A 16,957-nucleotide genomic window follows, 5' to 3' on the forward strand; every position below is an offset into this window, starting at 1 on the left:
CCCTGCCCCGCAAGACCCCCCGATCGTCCGGTGGCCAACCCCCACCGGCCCATGAAAGAGAAGGAAGAACCGGCATGTCCGCTCTCCAGACCCTCGCCGCCGAAGGCGTCACCGGCTCCCTCGGTTCCATCGGTTACGGCCTCGCGGCCATCGGCCCCGGTATCGGTGTCGGCATCGTCTTCGGTAAGGGCACCGAGGCCCTGGCTCGCCAGCCCGAGGCCGCCGGTCTGATCCGCGCCAACCAGATCCTGGGCTTCGCCTTCTGTGAGGCTCTCGCCCTCATCGGCATCGTTATGCCGTTCGTGTTCGGTAAGTAATCGCTTCTTACTGACACTTTTCGACGAAAGGCACTGATGTGATCGCCAACCTGGTTCAGCTGGCGGCCGAGGAAGAGCAGAACCCGCTCGTTCCTCCGGGCCCCGAGCTGCTTGTCGGCGCCATTGCCTTCGCCATCGTTTTCTTCTTCTTCTGGAAGAAGCTCCTCCCGAACATCAACAAGGTTCTGGAAGAGCGCCGGGAGGCGATCGAAGGCGGTATCGAGAAGGCCGAGGCCGCCCAGACCGAGGCCCAGAGCGTGCTCGAGCAGTACAAGGCTCAGCTCGCCGAGGCCAGGCACGAGGCCGCGCGACTGCGCCAGGAGGCGCAGGAGCAGGGCGCCCAGCTCATCGCCGAGATGCGGGCCGAGGGCCAGCGGCAGCGCGAGGAGATCGTCGCCGCCGGTCACTCCCAGATCGAGGCCGACCGCAAGGCCGCCGCGCAGGCGCTGCGTCAGGACGTGGGCCAGCTGGCCACCGAACTGGCCGGCAAGCTCGTCGGCGAGTCCCTCGAGGACCACGCCCGCCAGAGCCGCACCATCGACCGCTTTCTCGACGAGCTCGACGAGAAGGCGACGAAGGCCGAGGCGACTCGATGACAGCGCATGGAGCGAGCCGCGAGGCGCTGAGCGCCGCGCGCGAGCGCCTCGACGCGCTGACGGACAACACCGGAGTGGACGCGGGGCACCTCGCGGACGAGCTGGCCGCCGTCACCGCGCTGCTCGACCGGGAGGTCTCGCTGCGTCGGGTCCTGACCGACCCGGCGCAGGCCGGCGAGGCCAAGGCCGAGCTGGCCGGGCGCCTGCTCGGCGGCAAGGTCGGCGGCGAGACCGCTGACCTCGTGGCCGGCATGGTCCGCTCCCGCTGGTCCGCCTCGCGCGACCTGGTGGACGCCCTCGAGGAGCTGGCGGACGTCGCCGACCTGACCGCCGCGCAGAAGTCCGGCGCGCTGGACACGGTCGAGGACGAGCTGTTCCGCTTCGGCCGGATCGTCGCCTCCAGCACCGAGCTGCGGGCGGCCCTGACCGACCGCGCCGCCACCGCCACGGCCAAGAGCGAGCTGCTGCGCAGCCTGCTCGGGGGCAAGGCGGCAGCGACCACGGAGCGTCTCGTCGAGCGCCTTGTGACCGCGCCCCGTGGACGTAGCCTGGAGTCGGGACTCGAGTCCCTCTCCAAGCTGGCCGCGGACCGCCGGGAGCGCATGGTCGCCGTCGTCACGTCGGCCGTACCGCTGTCGGACCCGCAGAAGCAGCGGCTCGGCGCGGCGCTCGCCAAGATCTACGGGCGTCAGATGCACCTGAACCTCGACGTGGACCCCGAGGTCCTGGGCGGGATCCGGGTGCAGGTGGGCGACGAAGTCATCAACGGCTCCATCGCGGACCGCATCGAGGACGCGCACCGCCGCATGGCGGGCTAGCAACTCAACAAGCAAGACCGAACGGCCCGAGTTGGGCCGTGCAGAGGATTCACCTCTTCCTGGGGGGAGTCCCCATCCCCCCCAAGTGAAACTTCGGGCCCAACAAGGAGAGCAGGGAACCCAGATGGCGGAGCTCACGATCCGGCCGGAGGAGATCCGGGACGCGCTGGAGAACTTTGTCCAGGCGTACAAGCCGGACGCGGCCTCGCGCGAGGAGGTCGGTACGGTCACCCTGGCCGGCGATGGCATCGCGAAGGTCGAGGGCCTGCCCTCGGCCATGGCCAACGAACTGCTGAAGTTCGAGGACGGCACGCTCGGTCTCGCGCTGAACCTGGAAGAGCGCGAGATCGGTTCGATCGTTCTCGGTGAGTTCAGCGGCATCGAGGAGGGTCAGTCGGTGCAGCGCACCGGCGAGGTCCTGTCGGTCGCGGTGGGCGAGGGCTACCTCGGCCGCGTCGTCGACCCGCTCGGCCACCCGATCGACGGCCTCGGCGAGATCGAGACCAGCGGACGTCGTGCCCTTGAGCTGCAGGCCCCCACGGTCATGGAGCGCAAGTCGGTGCACGAGCCGATGGAGACGGGCTACAAGGCCGTCGACGCGATGACCCCGATCGGCCGTGGCCAGCGTCAGCTGATCATCGGTGACCGCCAGACCGGCAAGACCGCCCTGGCCGTCGACACGATCATCAACCAGCGCGACAACTGGCGCTCGGGCGACGTGAACAAGCAGGTCCGCTGCATCTACGTCGCCATCGGTCAGAAGGGCTCGACCATCGCCTCCGTGCGTGGTGCCCTCGAAGAGGCCGGCGCGCTGGAGTACACGACCATCGTCGCCGCCCCGGCGTCCGACCCGGCGGGCTTCAAGTACCTGGCCCCCTACACCGGTTCGGCCATCGGCCAGCAGTGGATGTACGAGGGCAAGCACGTCCTCATCATCTTCGACGACCTCTCGAAGCAGGCCGACGCCTACCGCGCCGTGTCCCTGCTGCTCCGCCGCCCGCCGGGGCGCGAGGCCTACCCGGGCGACGTCTTCTACCTGCACTCCCGTCTGCTCGAGCGCTGCGCGAAGCTCTCGGACGAGATGGGCAAGGGCTCGATGACCGGTCTGCCGATCGTCGAGACAAAGGCGAACGACGTGTCGGCGTTCATCCCGACCAACGTCATCTCCATCACCGACGGCCAGTGCTTCCTGGAGTCGGACCTCTTCAACGCCGGTCAGCGCCCCGCCCTGAACGTCGGCATCTCCGTCTCCCGAGTCGGTGGTTCCGCGCAGCACAAGGCGATCCGTCAGGTCTCCGGCCGACTGCGCGTGGACCTCGCCCAGTTCCGTGAGCTGGAGGCGTTCGCCGCCTTCGGTTCCGACCTGGACGCCGCGTCGAAGGCGCAGCTGGAGCGCGGTCAGCGCATGGTCGAGCTGCTCAAGCAGCCCCAGTACCAGCCGATGGCCACCGAGGACCAGGTCGTCTCCATCTGGGCCGGTACCACCGGCAAGATGGACGACGTGCCCGTCGCCGACATCCGTCGCTTCGAGCGCGAGCTCCTGGACTACCTGCACCGCAAGGAGCAGGGCCTGCTCACCTCCATCAAGGAGGGCGCCAAGATGTCCGACGACACGATCACCGCGATCGGTGACGCCGTGGCCGAGTTCAAGAAGCAGTTCGAGACCTCGGACGGCAAGCTTCTCGGCGAGGACGCTCCGGCCGCGGCCAAGTAGACGTAAGGAAGGGACCTGACTCATGGGAGCTCAGCTCCGGGTCTACAAGCGTCGCATCCGATCCGTCTCGGCGACCAAGAAGATCACCAAGGCGATGGAGATGATCGCCGCCTCGCGCGTCGTCAAGGCGCAGCGCAAGGTGGCGGCCTCCACGCCGTACGCGACCGAGCTCACCCGCGCGGTCACGGCGGTGGGCACCGGCTCGAACACCAAGCACCCGCTGACGACGGAGCCGGAGACGGCGACGCGAGCCGCCGTGCTCCTGCTGACCAGCGACCGTGGTCTGGCCGGCGCCTTCAACTCCAACTCCATCAAGGCCGCGGAGCAGCTGACCGCGCGCCTGGAGGCGGAGGGCAAGGAGGTCGACTCGTACATCGTCGGCCGCCGTGGTGTCGCCCACTACAACTTCCGCGAGCGCAGCATCGCGAAGCAGTGGACGGGCTTCACCGACCAGCCGGAGTACGCGGACGCCAAGGCGGTCGCGGGACCGCTGATCGAGGCGATCGAGAAGGACACGGCCGAGGGCGGCGTGGACGAGCTCCACATCGTCTACACCGAGTTCGTCTCGATGATGACGCAGACGGCCATCGACAGCCGCCTGCTGCCGCTCAGCCTCGAAGAGGTGGCCGAGGAGTCGTCCGGCAAGGGCGAGATCCTGCCCCTGTTCGACTTCGAGCCGTCGGCGGAGGACGTCCTCGACGCCCTCCTGCCGCGCTACGTCGAGAGCCGCATCTACAACGCGCTGCTGCAGTCGGCTGCCTCCAAGCACGCCGCCACGCGCCGCGCGATGAAGTCGGCGACCGACAACGCCGGGGACCTCATCCAGAACCTGTCCCGGCTTGCCAACGCGGCCCGCCAGGCCGAAATCACCCAGGAAATCAGCGAGATCGTCGGTGGCGCCAGCGCCCTGGCCGACGCGAACGCGGGGAGTGACAAGTAATGACGACCACTGTTGAGACCGCGACGGCCACGGGCCGCGTCGCCCGGGTCATCGGCCCGGTCGTCGACGTGGAGTTCCCCGTCGACGCCATGCCGGACATCTACAACGCCCTTCACGTCGAGGTGGCCGACCCGGCCAAGGACGGCGAGAAGAAGACGCTGACCCTCGAGGTCGCCCAGCACCTGGGCGACGGCCTGGTCCGCGCCATCTCGATGCAGCCCACCGACGGTCTGGTCCGCCAGGCCGCGGTCACGGACACCGGTGCCTCCATCACGGTGCCCGTGGGCGACTTCACCAAGGGCAAGGTGTTCAACACCCTCGGTGAGGTCCTGAACGTCGACGAGCAGTACACGGGCGAGCGCTGGGGCATCCACCGCAAGGCCCCGAACTTCGACGAGCTCGAGTCGAAGACCGAGATGTTCGAGACCGGCGTCAAGGTCATCGACCTCCTCACCCCGTACGTCAAGGGTGGAAAGATCGGTCTGTTCGGCGGCGCCGGTGTCGGCAAGACGGTGCTCATCCAGGAGATGATCTACCGCGTCGCCAACAACCACGACGGTGTCTCCGTGTTCGCCGGTGTCGGCGAGCGCACCCGTGAGGGCAACGACCTCATCGAGGAGATGTCGGACTCGGGCGTCATCGACAAGACCGCCCTCGTCTTCGGCCAGATGGACGAGCCCCCGGGCACCCGTCTGCGCGTGGCCCTCGCCGGTCTGACCATGGCGGAGTACTTCCGCGATGTGCAGAAGCAGGACGTGCTGTTCTTCATCGACAACATCTTCCGCTTCACCCAGGCCGGTTCCGAGGTGTCGACCCTGCTCGGCCGCATGCCCTCCGCGGTGGGCTACCAGCCGAACCTGGCCGACGAGATGGGTCTCCTCCAGGAGCGCATCACCTCGACCCGTGGTCACTCGATCACCTCGATGCAGGCGATCTACGTCCCCGCGGACGACCTGACCGACCCGGCCCCGGCCACCACCTTCGCCCACCTCGACGCGACGACGGTGCTCTCCCGTCCGATCTCCGAGAAGGGCATCTACCCGGCCGTGGACCCGCTGGACTCCACGTCCCGCATCCTGGACCCGCGGTACATCGCGCAGGACCACTACGACACCGCCATGCGGGTCAAGAACATCCTGCAGAAGTACAAGGACCTCCAGGACATCATCGCCATCCTCGGCATCGACGAGCTCGGCGAGGAGGACAAGCTGGTCGTCTCCCGTGCCCGTCGCGTGGAGCGCTTCCTGTCCCAGAACACCCACGTCGCCAAGCAGTTCACCGGCGTCGACGGTTCGGACGTGCCCCTCGACGAGTCGATCGCGGCCTTCAACGCGATCTGCGACGGCGAGTACGACCACTTCCCCGAGCAGGCGTTCTTCATGTGCGGTGGCCTCGAGGACCTCAAGGCCAACGCCAAGGAGCTCGGCGTCTCCTGAGTCCCGGTGACTCTCGGGGGAGGGGCGGGCACGGCCCTCGCGGGGACCGTGTCCCGCCCCTCCCCGCACGCCACGTAGAATTTGACCCAACACCCGGCTGAACCGCCGGGTGGTGACCCGAGGAGCCACCCTTGGCTGCTGAGCTGCATGTCGAGCTGGTCGCCGCGGACCGCAGCGTCTGGTCCGGCGAGGCCACCCTGGTCGTCGCGCGCACCACGTCCGGCGACATCGGCGTCATGCCCGGTCACCAGCCGCTGCTCGGTGTGCTGGAGTCGGGCCCGGTGACCATCCGTACGCGCGAGGGCGGCACCGTCGTCGCCGCGGTGCACGGCGGATTCATCTCGTTCGCGGACAACAAGCTGTCGCTGCTCGCCGAGATCGCCGAGCTCTCCGACGAGATCGACGTCCAGCGTGCGGAGCGGGCGCTCGAGCGTGCCAAGTCGGAGGCCGACGCCTCCGCCGAGCGGCGCGCCGACGTCCGACTGCGTGCGGTGGCGACGCGCTGACCCCAGCGCGCGGCGTAACGTGACTCAGCCGCGGCCGGGTCCGGAATCTTCCGGACCGGGTCGCGGCTGCGGCAATGCGGGTGCTTTTTCGGGTGCGGTAGTTCGGTCCGTTTCGGGAAGTCGTGTTGAGACTGTAGTGAGGCGAGGAGGTCGGTGCCGATGATCCTCGTTCTGCTCGTGTGCGGACTTGCGTTGATCGCGCTGGTGTTGCTGGGGCTCTTCGTCTTCGGCCTGCGCCGCAGACTCATCCAGCGGTCCGGCGGCACCTTCGACTGCAGCCTGCGCTGGCACGCGCCCGCTCCCGACGAGGCCCCCGACACCTCCGGCAAGGGCTGGGGCTACGGGGTGGCCCGCTACAACGGGGACCGGATCGAGTGGTTCCGTGTCTTCTCCTACGCTCCCAGGCCGCGGCGCGTCCTCGAACGGTCGGCGATCGAGGTCGTGGACCGGCGCGCGCCCGACGGCGAGGAGGAGCTCGCGCTGCTCTCCGACGCGGTGGTGCTCGGCTGTCTGCACCGGGGAGTGCGTCTTGAGCTCGCGATGAGCGAGGACGCGCTGACCGGTTTCCTGGCGTGGCTGGAGGCGGCGCCGCCCGGCCAACGGGTGAACGTGGCGTAGCCCTCGCGGGGCGCCCCAGACCCGCCCCTTCCCGAACCAGGGGCTGGCTGCCCCTGGCACCCCGCCCTTTGTCGCGCTGGCGCGCTCGTCCTCAAACTCCCCCAAGCTCTTAAGGAGCAGGGGGTACCCCCTCGACGGGCTGAAAGTCTCCTACTGGCCCGCTGTGATCAGGCCCGACTCGTAGGCCGCTATGACCGCCTGGGCGCGGTCGCGGGCGCCCAGTTTGGCGAAGACGGCGGTGACGTGGTTCTTCACCGTGGAGGGGCTGATCCGGAGCGCCTCGGCTATCTCCGTGTTGTCGTAGCCCCTGGCCATGAGGGTCCAGACGTCCGTCTCCCGGGACGTGAGGTCGGGGCGCACGCGCTGGGCCGCCCGGGGCGCGGGCGTGGTGACGTACGCGGAGATCAGCCGGGTGAGCAGCCGCGGGGCCACCGCCGCCTCGCCGCGGCTCACGGTGTGGACGGCGGCCACCAGCTCCTCGGGCGAGACGTCCTTGGGGAGGAAGCCCGCGGCGCCCGCGCGGAGCGCGCCGACCACGTACTCGTCCATGTCGAAGGTGCTCAGGGCGAGGACGCGGCACTCCGGCAGGGCGGTGGCGAGGGCCGCGGTGGCCTCGACGCCGTCGAGGCGGGGCATGCGGATGTCCATGAGGACCACGTCGGGGCGGACCTCGAGCGCCAGGTCCACGGCCTCGCGGCCGTCCCCGGCCTCGCCGACGACGCGCACGCCGGGGTCGGCGTGGAAGATGAGCGCGATGCCCCTGCGGACCAGCGGCTGGTCGTCGGCTATCAGGACGGTCAGGGGCTCTTCGGACGCTGTCAACGGACCGTCGCTCTCTCGTGGGACGTGGGGGCCTGCTCACGCGCGGGCAGGGGCAGTGTCGCAAGGACCCGGAAGCCGCCCTCGGGCCGGGGTCCGGTCTCCAGGGCGCCGCCGTGCAGGGCCACGCGTTCGCGCATGCCGACGAGGCCGTGCCCGGCGCGGCCCTTGCGCGCGGCGGTGGTGGTGCCGGAGCCGTCGTCGCGGATCTCGACGGTGAGCAGCTCGGGCCCGTAGTCGAGGCGCACCGTGGCCCGGGCGCCGCGCGCGTGCTTGCGGATGTTGGTGAGGGCTTCCTGGACGATCCGGAACACGGTGAGGCCCAGGGTGGGCGAGAGCTCCTGGTCCGCGCCCTCGACGAGCAGCTCCGTGGCCACACCTGCCTGACGTGACTCGGCGACCACGCGGGGCAGGTCGGCGACGCCCGGCTGGGGCGCGGCCGGAGTGCCCTCCGCGTCGTCGTCGGTGCGCAGCACGTCCAGGAGCTGGCGCATCTCGCTGAGCGCGAGGCGGCCGGAGTCCTCCAGGGACTTCAGGGCGTCCTGGGCCAGGGCCACGTCGTGCTGGACGACCTTGCGCGCGCCGCCCGCCATCAGCTGCATGGCGGTGATGTGGTGCGCGACGACGTCGTGCAGCTCGCGGGCGATGCGGCGGCGCTCGGCGGCGACCGCGCCCGCGGCGAGCAGCTCGCGGTGGGCGGCGAGCTGCCGCTGCCACTGGCGGGCGACGAAGCCGGCGGTGACCGCCATGCCGACGCCCACCACGTCCGCGACGACCGCGCGCACCAGCTCCTCGTCCTCGCCGATGCCGGGCACCTGGAGCGCGACGAGGGTCACGGCGCCCGCGGCCACCGCGACGCGCGGCGGCCGTTCCAGGGCCACCGAGAACAGGGCGACGACGAGGGAGATGGACAGGCCGTACGCGTTGACGGCGAAGCAGCTGATGACGGTCAGGTTGACGAGGACGGCGGCCAGGGCGGTCAGGGGGCGGCGCCGGTGCCAGACCAGGAGGACGGGGAACAGGAAGTGGAGCGCGAAGACGCCCGCGCTCCAGTTCACGCCGTTGGTGCCCACGTTCAGCGTGTAGGCGGTGAGGTCGAGGACCGCGGCGCCGAGCGCCACCTGGACGTCCCGGCGGCTCGGCCACCGGGCGCCGGGCCGTGGCGGGTGGCTGCGCGCGTGCATGCCGTACTGACTCCTTGCCGGGGGGACGTGTGGGTCCATTCCAGTCTGCGGGATCGGCGGGGGCGTCATCCTCGGGGCGGAGTGCGCGGCTAGGAGCAGGGTCCTGGTCGGGCCGGGGGGCCGTGGCCCTGGTCCCGGGGCGGTTTCGTCGCGGCGGTCGAGGTGATCGCGGGGCTGCCGGTGATCTTCTGGAAGGGCCCGGTGGGACCGGGCCCCACCCCACCTGCCGGAGGAACCGGAACCGTGATCAGATCCCTGACGGCGTGCACCACACGCCATGCCTGGAAGTTCATCCTGCTCTGGTCGTTGGTCGGCATCGCGCTGACCCTCGTCGGCCAGGCCAAGCTGAACAGCGTCACCGAGCCCGACATCGCGGGCTTCCTGCCGAAGTCCTACGACTCGGCGGCCGCCCTGAAGATCGCCGAGGACGAGTTCGGTGCCAAGCCCGACGGCAACGCCGTCACGGTGCTCGTCGCCCGTGAGGACGGGCGCAAGCTCGCCGCGGGCGACAGCGCGCGCATCGACAGGATCGCGGCCGGGCTCGGCAAGCAGCGCCTGAAGATGGCCAATCCCGACGACGTGCCGTCGTTCATGCTGACGGACCACTCCCAGACGCCGGTCGTCAGGCCGCTGGCAAACGCGCCGGACAAATCGTTCCGCCTCGTCTCCGTCTCGCTCAAGGGCAACCAGAACGACCCCGCGCTCCAGGAGGTCTTCCGTGACTTCCGCGAACACGCGGAGAAGGAGTTCGGCCGGGCGGACCTGCGCACCGGGTACACCGGCGGGATCGCGGACCTCGCCGACACGGCGGAGGACCAGGAGGACACCGAGAAGCTGGTCGGGCTGCTCACCTTCGGGCTGATCGTGCTCCTGAACGTGCTGGCCTTCCGCAGTGTCCTCGCCGCCATCCTGCCGCTGCTCGCCGTGGTCATCATCGGCGGCGCCGCGACCGGCGCGGTGGTCGGCACGGCCCTGCTGTTCGACTTCAAGCTCGACCCGTCGACGCCGTCGCTGATCACCGTGGTGCTGCTCGGCATCGGGATCGACTACTTCCTGTTCCTGCTGTTCCGGTTCCGCGAGCTGCTTCGGGCCGATCCGGCGGCGCGCCCCCGGGACGTGGCGGGGGAGTGCGCGGGCCGGGTCGGCGCGGCCATCGCGTCGGCGGCGCTCACCATCGTGGCCGCGTTCGCCACCCTGGGCATCGCGAGCTTCGGGCAGTTCAAGGTGCTCGGCCCGGCCATCGCGGTGTGCGTCCTGGTGATGCTCGTCGCCAGCCTCACCTTCATGCCCGCGCTGCTCGCGGTGTCCGGGCGCAAGATGTTCTGGCCGTCGCGGGCGCTGCGCAAGGAGCCGCGCCCCGGGATGAGCGCGCGGCTCGGGGAGCGCGTCGCCCGGCGCCCGTTCCTCTTCGTGGCCGCCAGCGTCGGCCTCCTGGTCGCGCTGAGCGCGGGCGTGCTCGGCATGAAGATGGACTACGGCACGGACCCGGGCCCGGACGACACCCCCGCGGCGGTGACGGCCAAGGAGATATCCAAGGCGCTGCCCGGCGGCGTGGACAGCCCGCACACCGTGTACGTGGCGGCCGACGGCGACGGGGCGAGGAAGGCCAGGATCGACCGGGCGGGACTCGACGGCCTCACCAAGGACCTGAAGGCCGTCAAGGGCGTCGGCCGCGTGGCGCAGCCGGTGCTCAACAAGGAGCACACGGCCGCGAAGGTGGACTTCTACCTGTCCGTGGACGTGCAGTCGCAGCGGGCCCGTGACGTCGTCTCCGACGAGGTGCGGCCGGTCGTCGCCAAGGCGGCGCCGCCCGGCACCGAGGCCCATGTGTCGGGCCAGGCCGCGATCTTCTCCGACATCTCCGAGGCGGTGTCGAAGGACCTGAAGGTGGTCTTCCCGGTGGCCGCGGCGCTGATCGCCCTGATCCTGGTGGCCCTGTTGCGCAGCCTGCTCGCGCCGCTGGTGCTCATGCTCGCCATCGGGCTGGGCTTCACGGCGACGCTCGGGTCCGGCGTCCTGGTCTTCCAGCACCTCCTCGACCGGCCCGGCGTGTCCTTCACGCTCCCGCTCGTGCTGTTCCTGTTCGTCGTCGCCCTCGGCACCGACTACAACATCCTGATCAGCGACCGCATCCGGGAGGAGATGGGCCGACCGGGCTCGGCCCGGCAGGCGGTGGCGGCCGCGGTGCGGCACACGGCCCCGGCCATCGTCACCGCCGGTGTCGTCCTCGCGGGCTCCTTCGCGAGCCTCGCCGTGAACCCGTCCCCGGCCACGCAGGAGATCGGCCTCGTGACCGCGCTCGGCATCGGCCTGTCGTCGCTGGTGCTCTCGATCGTCCTGGTGCCCGCGGTGGTGGCGATGCTCGGCCGGGCGACGTGGTGGCCCTCGCGGTCGGGCCGCGGCTCCGGCGGCGCGCACGGCAGCGGTCACCGGGCGGCCGCGCCCGCGCCCGCCCCCGCGCCGTACGGGACGTACGGGACGTACGGGACGTACGCGGACCCCTACCAGCAGCAGGAGTACGGCTCGCAGGCCCGCCGCTGACGGGCGGGCGCGAAGAAGCCGGGGAGGCGGGGGGCGTTCCCGCCTCCCCGGCTTCGTCATGGCCCCGGCCGTGTCAGGGGGCGGAGCACGGCCGGGGTCGCCGAGGGGGTGCCTCGGGTTCTCGGGGGAGGGTTTACTTCAGGCCCTCGTGGAGGGCGTTCACCAGCTCGCCACTGGTGGTGTCGCCGCTGAACTCCCAGAAGAAGGCGCCGCCCAGGGACTGCTCCTTGGCCCAGGCCATCTTGGCCCGGATGGTCGCCGGGGTGTCGTACGACCACCAGTTGGTGCCGCAGTGGGCGTAGGCCGTGCCCGCCACGGTGCCGTTGGAGGGGCAGGAGTTCTTGAGGACCTTGTAGTCCTCGATGCCCTGCTCGTACGCGCCCTGGGCGGGGCCGGTGGCGGTGCCGCCCGGCTCCTTCTGCGTGACGCCGGTCCAGCCGCGGCCGTAGAAGCCGATGCCGAGCAGGAGCTTCTTGGCCGGTATGCCCTTGGCCTTGAGCTTGGCGATCGCCGCGGCCGAGTTGAAGCCCTCCTTGGGGATGCCCGGGTAGTCGGTGAGCGGGGAGTGCGGGGCCGTGGGGCCCTTGGCGTCCCAGGCGCCGAAGAAATCGTACGTCATCACGTTGTACCAGTCGGCGTACTCGGCGGCGCCGCCGTAGTCGGCGGAGTCGATCTTGCCGCCGGGCGAGGCGTCGGCGGTGATGGCGGCGGTGACGAGGTTGTTGGCGCCGAACTTGGCGCGGAAGGCCTGCATCATCGTCTTCATCACGGCCGGGCCCGAGGTGTCGCAGCTCAGGCCGCACGCGTTGGGGTACTCCCAGTCCAGGTCGATGCCGTCGAAGACGTCGGCCCAGCGCGGGTCCTCGACCAGCTTGTAGCAGGAGTCGGCGAACGCCGCCGGGTTCTTCATGGCGTCGGTGAAGCCGCCGGACCAGGTCCAGCCGCCGAACGACCACAGCACCTTGATGTGCGGGTACTTGGCCTTGAGCTTGCGCAGCTGGTTGAAGTTGCCGCGCAGCGGCTGGTCCCAGGTGTCGCCGACCCCGTCCACCGACAGGTTGGCCGGGACGGCCTTGTCGTAGTCCGCGTAGGAGTCGCCGATCGTGCACTTGCCGCCCTGGACGTTGCCGAAGGCGTAGTTGATGTGCGTGATCTTCTCGGCCGAGCCGGAGGTCACGATGTCCTTGACGTTGTAGTTGCGCTGGTAGATGCCCCAGTTGGTGAAGTAGCCCATCTTCACCTTGGCGCCCGGGTCGGGGCCGGGGCCGCCGCCGGTGGTGCGGACCTTCACCGCGGCGCTGACCGGTCCCGTCTGGTCGGCGGTGTCACGGGCCTGGACGCTGTAGGAGTAGTCGGTCCCCGCGGTCAGGCCGGAGTCGGCGTACGTGGTGCCGGTGACGGTGGCGACCTTGGAGCCGTCGCGCAGCACGTCGTAGTTCTTGACGCCCTTGTCGTCGGTGGCGGCCTTCCAGTCCAGCTTCACCGAGGTGTCGGTGACGCCGGAGGCGGTCGGGGTGCCGGGGGCCGAGGGCGGGGCGTCGCCGGGCTGGCCGCCGCCGTCGCAGCTCTCGCCGTTCAGCTTGCAGCCGGAGGGGTTGCCGCTGCCGCTGCCGTTGAAGCCGAAGGAGACCGAGGCGCCGGGGGCGAGCGTCCCGTTCCAGCCGAGGTTCTTGGCGGTCCAGTGGTCGGCGGAGTTGGTGATGGTGGCGTCCCAGCCGGAGGTGACGCGGGTTCCGGCGGGGAAGTCCCACTCGACGGTCCAGCCGCTGATCGAGGCGGTGCCGGTGTTCTTGATCGTCCACTTGCCCTCGAAGCCGGCGCCCCAGTCCTGGGTCTTCTGGTACGTGGCGGTGGCCCCGGCGGCGGCTTTCGGCGCGGCTGCGGGGGAGGCCTGGGCAGAGCCGCCGAGGGCGACCAGGGTGGCGAACGGCAGCAGCAGGGTGGTGAGCCCCGCTGTCAGCCGGTGTCTGGACCTGAGTTTGACGCGCAAGGTGTGCTCCTGGGGGTAGTTCCTCGCTGGGAGTGATGGAACTGGTGGAACCCTGCGACGCCCATGAGCACGTTGTGCACGTTCTGTGCCCACCGCAGTGCGGCGAGAATAGAAAGGTCTGGACCAACGGTCAAGGGGTTCAACCACTGGCCGAAAGAGGGCAGTTGGGACGGAAGGGCCCGCCCGGCGGGACCGGACGGGCCTGCAGGACGGGTCCGCGGGGCGGGTCCGGACGGGCCTGCGGGGCGATCAGACTCCCAGCTCCTGGGCGAGCACGGCCGCCTGCACCCGGCTGCGCAGCTCCAGCTTGCCGAGCAGGCGGCTCACATGCGTCTTCACCGTGGCCTCCGCCATGTCGAGGCGGCGGGCGATCTCCGCGTTGGACATGCCCTCGCCCAGGCACGACAGGACCTCGCGCTCGCGCCGCGTCAGGGCGTCGAGGACCGCCGGGTCGGGCGCGTTCGCGGAGCGCACCGGGCGGGGCGCGGCGAACTCGGCGATCAGCCGGCGGGTGACGGCGGGCGCGATCAGGCCCTCGCCGCGCGCCACCGTGCGCACCGCCTCCAGCAGCGCCTTCGCCTCCGTGTTCTTCAGCAGGAAGCCCGACGCGCCCGCGCGCAGCGCCCCGAAGACGTACTCGTCCAGGTCGAACGTCGTCAGGACGAGCACGTCGGCCAGCTGCTCGGCGACCACCTGGCGCGTGGCCGACACGCCGTCCAGGCGTGGCATCTGCACGTCCATCAGGACGAGGTCGGGCCGCAGCTCGCGGGCGAGCGCCACGGCCCGCTCGCCGTCCGCGGCCTCGCCGACGACCTCGATGTCGGGCGCGCTGCGCAGGATCAGGACGAGGCCCGCCCGCACGGCGGACTGGTCCTCGGCGACGAGGACACGGATCATTCGGTCACCTCTTGGTCTGCGGGATCCACGGGCAGCCGGGCGGCCACCCGCCACACCTTGCCTGCGGGCCCGTCGGGGTCGGCCTCCGGGTCCGCCTCCGGGCCCGCCGCGAACGTGCCGCCGAGCAGCGCGGCGCGTTCCTGCATGCCGACGAGCCCGGCGCCCGAGCCCGGCGCGCGCGGCCCCGGCGTGTCCCCGTACGGGCTCGTGACCAGCACGCACAGGGCGCCCCGCGGCTGGGTGAGGGTCACGGTGACCGGTCCGGGGGCCGCGTGCTTGAGCGCGTTGGTCAGCGACTCCTGCACGATGCGGTACGCGGCGAGACCGACCGGGGCGGGCGGGGTCTCGGCGTCCGGGGCGCGGGTGTCGTCGAGGGTGACGTCCAGGCCGTTGGCGCGCGCGCTCTCGACGAGGGAGCCGAGCCCGTCCAGGGTGGGCGCCGCCGCGGGCTCCAGGTCTCCGCTGGAGTCCCGCAGGATGCCGATGAGGCGGCGCATCTCCGCGAGGCCCTCGACGCTGTTCTCCCGGATGACGGTGAGCGCGTCCCGGGTGGTGCGCGGGTCGTCGAGGGACAGCGCGGCCGTGGAGTGGATGGCGATGGCCGACAGATGGCCCGCGACCATGTCGTGCAGCTCGCGGGCCATCCGGGCGCGCTCGGCGGTCACCGCCTGGGTGCGGTCCATCTCGGCGAGCAGCGCGGTCTGCTCGGCGCGCAGCCGGGCCATCTCGGCGGCCTCCCGATGGCTGCGGACGAGGACGCCGGTCGTCGCGGGTGCGAACGACACCAGGGCGGTGACGGCACCGACGAGCAGCGCCTCCGCCTCCCGGAACCAGGCCAGGAAGCCGATCGTCATCGCCACGGTGATCAGCCCCGTGGTGATCGGGATGCGCCGGGCCGCCGCCGGGGTGCCGTACAGGACGGCCGCGTACACCAGGTCGGTGAACATCACGACCGTCGCCAGATTGCCCGGGGTGAACTGGTCGGCGATCAGCGCGAGGGTGCCGCAGACCAGGGCGGTCTGCGGCGCCGTCCGGCGCAGCAGCTCCAGGCCCGCCATGGCGAACAGCGGCACCAGCGTCCACCCGTAGCCGAGGGGCCGGTCCATTTGCATGTGCAGCCCCAGCGACCACAGCGTGATCCCGGCGACGAGGCTGGCGACGGCGATGCGCACGTCGACGACGTCGGGGCGGGGGAGCGGCAGCGGCATGACTCCATCCAACACGGCCTGCGGAGCCCCGGCCTCCCTATGCCGGGTGAGGCCCGGGTACATCGAAGGATGCACCCGCACTTCGTCACTGACGACGACGAGCGCGGGGCGTGCGGCCGGGAGCCTGGAGAGGTGACAGGGAAGAACAGCGCTCCCAGGAGGACCGAGCCGTGATCGTCACTCTGATCGTCCTGTGCGAAGTGGGCTTCTGGGTGTTGCTCGCCGGAGGCCTCGCCCTGCGGTACTGGGCGAAGATGCCCCGCGCCAGTGTGGCGGTGCTGCTCTGCGAGCCGCTCCTGGAGGTCGTCCTGTTCGTCGTCACGGCGATCGACCTGAAGAACGGCGCCGAGCCGGACTGGAAGCACGGCCTGGCCGCCGTCTACATCGGCTACTCGGTCGCGCTCGGCCACTACACGATCACGTGGGTGGACGCCCGCGTCGCCCACCGCTTCGCGGGCGGCCCGAAGCCGGTCACGCCGAAGTACGGGTGGCCGCGCGCGCTGCACGAGTGGAAGCTAGCCGCCCGCTGGGTGCTCGCCGCGGTGATCGCCATGGGCCTGCTCCAGGGCGCGATCTGGTACGTCGGCTCCGACGGCGAGACCGGGTCGCTGCGGATGTGGCAGCAGAAGATGCTCTGGGTCATCGGCATCAACCTGATCATCGCGGGCAGCTACACCCTGTTCCCGAAGCGAATCCCGGCCCCCGGCCCCGGCCCGGAAGGGGCGCGGGGAACTGCGCGACCAGCCACAACGGACCCGCAGGCGAGCGACGCCCCGGCCCGGCCCCTCCAGCGAAGCGACTAGCGCTCGCCACCCGGCACCCACAGCACGTCCCCGACCTCCTTGTTCGCCGTCCTCGCGAGGATGAACAGAAGGTCGGAGAGGCGGTTGAGATAGGTGGCGGTCAGCGCGTTCATCGTCGCGCCGTGCGCTTCGAGGGCGGCCCACGTGGAGCGCTCGGCCCGCCGCACCACCGTGCACGCCTGGTGCAGGAGCGCCGCGCCCGGCGTGCCGCCCGGCAGGATGAAGCTGCGCAGCTTCTCCAGGTCCTCGTTGAAGCGGTCGCAGTCCGCCTCCAGCTTGTCGACGTACCCCTGCTCGACGCGCAGCGGCGGGTACTTCGGGTCCTCGACGACGGGGGTGCACAGATCGGCGCCCACGTCGAAGAGGTCGTTCTGGACCCGGGTGAGGACCGCCACGACCTCCGCGTCGAGGCCGCCGAGCGCGATGGCCGTGCCGATGACCGCGTTGGCCTCGTTCGCGTCGGCGTACGCGGAGATCCGCAGGTCGGTCTTGGCGGTCCTGCTCATGTCACCGAGGGCGGTGGTGCCCTGGTCGCCGGTACGGGTGTAGATGCGCGTCAGATTGACCATG

At 70.9% G+C, this 16,957-nt stretch carries 16 protein-coding genes; 10 read left to right on the forward strand and 6 right to left on the reverse strand.

The features are described 5' to 3' along the window. Positions 1-74 precede the first annotated feature (74 nt). From atpE to ACIG3E_RS18255, 8 genes are all read left to right on the forward strand, one after another. On the forward strand, positions 75-317 hold the full coding sequence (gene atpE / locus ACIG3E_RS18220) for an ATP synthase F0 subunit C (protein WP_040248304.1): 243 nt from the start codon (positions 75-77) through the stop codon (positions 315-317). 38 nt (positions 318-355) lie between these two features. Then, positions 356-913: a F0F1 ATP synthase subunit B gene (locus tag ACIG3E_RS18225; RefSeq protein WP_399617019.1), complete on the forward strand. Its 558-nt coding sequence runs from the start codon at positions 356-358 to the stop codon at positions 911-913. Further along, positions 910-1,731, forward strand: a complete 822-nt coding sequence (locus ACIG3E_RS18230) for a F0F1 ATP synthase subunit delta (RefSeq protein ID WP_399617021.1) — start codon at positions 910-912, stop codon at positions 1,729-1,731. Before ACIG3E_RS18225 ends, ACIG3E_RS18230 begins: the two co-directional genes overlap by 4 nt. Before the next feature lie 124 nt (positions 1,732-1,855). Beyond that, positions 1,856-3,445, forward strand: coding sequence for a F0F1 ATP synthase subunit alpha (atpA, locus tag ACIG3E_RS18235; protein ID WP_399617024.1), 1,590 nt, complete (start codon positions 1,856-1,858; stop codon positions 3,443-3,445). Between the two features lie 22 nt (positions 3,446-3,467). Next, entirely contained in the window at positions 3,468-4,385 is a 918-nt protein-coding gene (locus tag ACIG3E_RS18240; protein ID WP_399617027.1) for a F0F1 ATP synthase subunit gamma, read from the forward strand. Next, positions 4,385-5,821, forward strand: a complete 1,437-nt coding sequence (atpD, locus tag ACIG3E_RS18245) for a F0F1 ATP synthase subunit beta (protein ID WP_399617029.1) — start codon at positions 4,385-4,387, stop codon at positions 5,819-5,821. Before ACIG3E_RS18240 ends, atpD begins: the two co-directional genes overlap by 1 nt. A 131-nt stretch (positions 5,822-5,952) precedes the next feature. Further along, positions 5,953-6,327 (forward strand): F0F1 ATP synthase subunit epsilon, encoded by a 375-nt coding sequence (locus ACIG3E_RS18250; protein WP_399617031.1) that lies wholly within the window; start codon positions 5,953-5,955, stop codon positions 6,325-6,327. Positions 6,328-6,486: 159 nt separating this feature from the next. Then, positions 6,487-6,945, forward strand: a complete 459-nt coding sequence (locus tag ACIG3E_RS18255; RefSeq protein ID WP_138961836.1) for a DUF2550 domain-containing protein — start codon at positions 6,487-6,489, stop codon at positions 6,943-6,945. Positions 6,946-7,095: 150 nt separating this feature from the next. Here the strand turns inward: ACIG3E_RS18255 and ACIG3E_RS18260 are convergent, their stop codons facing one another. Together ACIG3E_RS18260 and ACIG3E_RS18265 are read right to left on the reverse strand one after the other, a co-directional pair. Further along, a complete protein-coding gene (locus tag ACIG3E_RS18260) occupies positions 7,096-7,767 on the reverse strand; it encodes a response regulator (RefSeq protein WP_399617035.1) in 672 nt (223 codons plus the stop codon). Further along, positions 7,764-8,948 (reverse strand): sensor histidine kinase, encoded by a 1,185-nt coding sequence (locus ACIG3E_RS18265; protein WP_399617038.1) that lies wholly within the window; start codon positions 8,946-8,948, stop codon positions 7,764-7,766. Before ACIG3E_RS18265 ends, ACIG3E_RS18260 begins: the two co-directional genes overlap by 4 nt. 243 nt (positions 8,949-9,191) lie before the next feature. Between ACIG3E_RS18265 and ACIG3E_RS18270 the strand changes: the two genes are divergently transcribed. Beyond that, the gene (locus tag ACIG3E_RS18270) at positions 9,192-11,489 is read left to right on the forward strand and encodes an MMPL family transporter (RefSeq protein ID WP_399617041.1); all 2,298 of its coding nucleotides are present in this window, start codon (positions 9,192-9,194) and stop codon (positions 11,487-11,489) included. Positions 11,490-11,622: 133 nt separating this feature from the next. Here the strand turns inward: ACIG3E_RS18270 and ACIG3E_RS18275 are convergent, their stop codons facing one another. From ACIG3E_RS18275 to ACIG3E_RS18285, 3 genes are all read right to left on the reverse strand, one after another. Then, complete coding sequence (locus tag ACIG3E_RS18275) at positions 11,623-13,479, reverse strand: glycosyl hydrolase family 18 protein (protein WP_399617044.1); 1,857 nt, start codon at positions 13,477-13,479, stop codon at positions 11,623-11,625. A 249-nt stretch (positions 13,480-13,728) separates the two neighbouring features. Beyond that, entirely contained in the window at positions 13,729-14,376 is a 648-nt protein-coding gene (locus tag ACIG3E_RS18280; protein ID WP_399617046.1) for a response regulator, read from the reverse strand. Then, on the reverse strand, positions 14,373-15,584 hold the full coding sequence (locus ACIG3E_RS18285) for a sensor histidine kinase (protein ID WP_399617049.1): 1,212 nt from the start codon (positions 15,582-15,584) through the stop codon (positions 14,373-14,375). The genes ACIG3E_RS18280 and ACIG3E_RS18285 overlap by 4 nt, the downstream gene beginning before the upstream one ends. Before the next feature lie 170 nt (positions 15,585-15,754). Between ACIG3E_RS18285 and ACIG3E_RS18290 the strand changes: the two genes are divergently transcribed. Next, positions 15,755-16,387, forward strand: coding sequence for a hypothetical protein (locus tag ACIG3E_RS18290; RefSeq protein WP_399617051.1), 633 nt, complete (start codon positions 15,755-15,757; stop codon positions 16,385-16,387). On the opposite strand, the gene ACIG3E_RS18295 is transcribed toward ACIG3E_RS18290, so the two are convergent. After that, positions 16,384-16,956: a cob(I)yrinic acid a,c-diamide adenosyltransferase gene (locus tag ACIG3E_RS18295; protein ID WP_399617054.1), complete on the reverse strand. Its 573-nt coding sequence runs from the start codon at positions 16,954-16,956 to the stop codon at positions 16,384-16,386. The genes ACIG3E_RS18290 and ACIG3E_RS18295 overlap by 4 nt on opposite strands. Between the last annotated feature and the right edge of the window lies 1 nt (position 16,957).

The organism is Streptomyces sp. NPDC053474 (genome assembly GCF_044544845.1).
Taxonomy (GTDB): Bacteria; Actinomycetota; Actinomycetes; order Streptomycetales; family Streptomycetaceae; genus Streptomyces.

Coding starts and splice junctions, on each gene's coding strand:
- atpE (WP_040248304.1), top strand. CDS start 75: ATGTCCGCTCTCCAGACCCTCGCCGCCGAAGGCGTCACCGGCTCCCTC.
- ACIG3E_RS18230 (WP_399617021.1), top strand. CDS start 910: ATGACAGCGCATGGAGCGAGCCGCGAGGCGCTGAGCGCCGCGCGCGAG.
- atpA (WP_399617024.1), top strand. CDS start 1,856: ATGGCGGAGCTCACGATCCGGCCGGAGGAGATCCGGGACGCGCTGGAG.
- ACIG3E_RS18240 (WP_399617027.1), top strand. CDS start 3,468: ATGGGAGCTCAGCTCCGGGTCTACAAGCGTCGCATCCGATCCGTCTCG.
- atpD (WP_399617029.1), top strand. CDS start 4,385: ATGACGACCACTGTTGAGACCGCGACGGCCACGGGCCGCGTCGCCCGG.
- ACIG3E_RS18255 (WP_138961836.1), top strand. CDS start 6,487: ATGATCCTCGTTCTGCTCGTGTGCGGACTTGCGTTGATCGCGCTGGTG.
- ACIG3E_RS18265 (WP_399617038.1), bottom strand. CDS start 8,948: ATGCACGCGCGCAGCCACCCGCCACGGCCCGGCGCCCGGTGGCCGAGC.
- ACIG3E_RS18280 (WP_399617046.1), bottom strand. CDS start 14,376: ATGATCCGTGTCCTCGTCGCCGAGGACCAGTCCGCCGTGCGGGCGGGC.
- ACIG3E_RS18285 (WP_399617049.1), bottom strand. CDS start 15,584: ATGCCGCTGCCGCTCCCCCGCCCCGACGTCGTCGACGTGCGCATCGCC.
- ACIG3E_RS18295 (WP_399617054.1), bottom strand. CDS start 16,956: ATGGTCAATCTGACGCGCATCTACACCCGTACCGGCGACCAGGGCACC.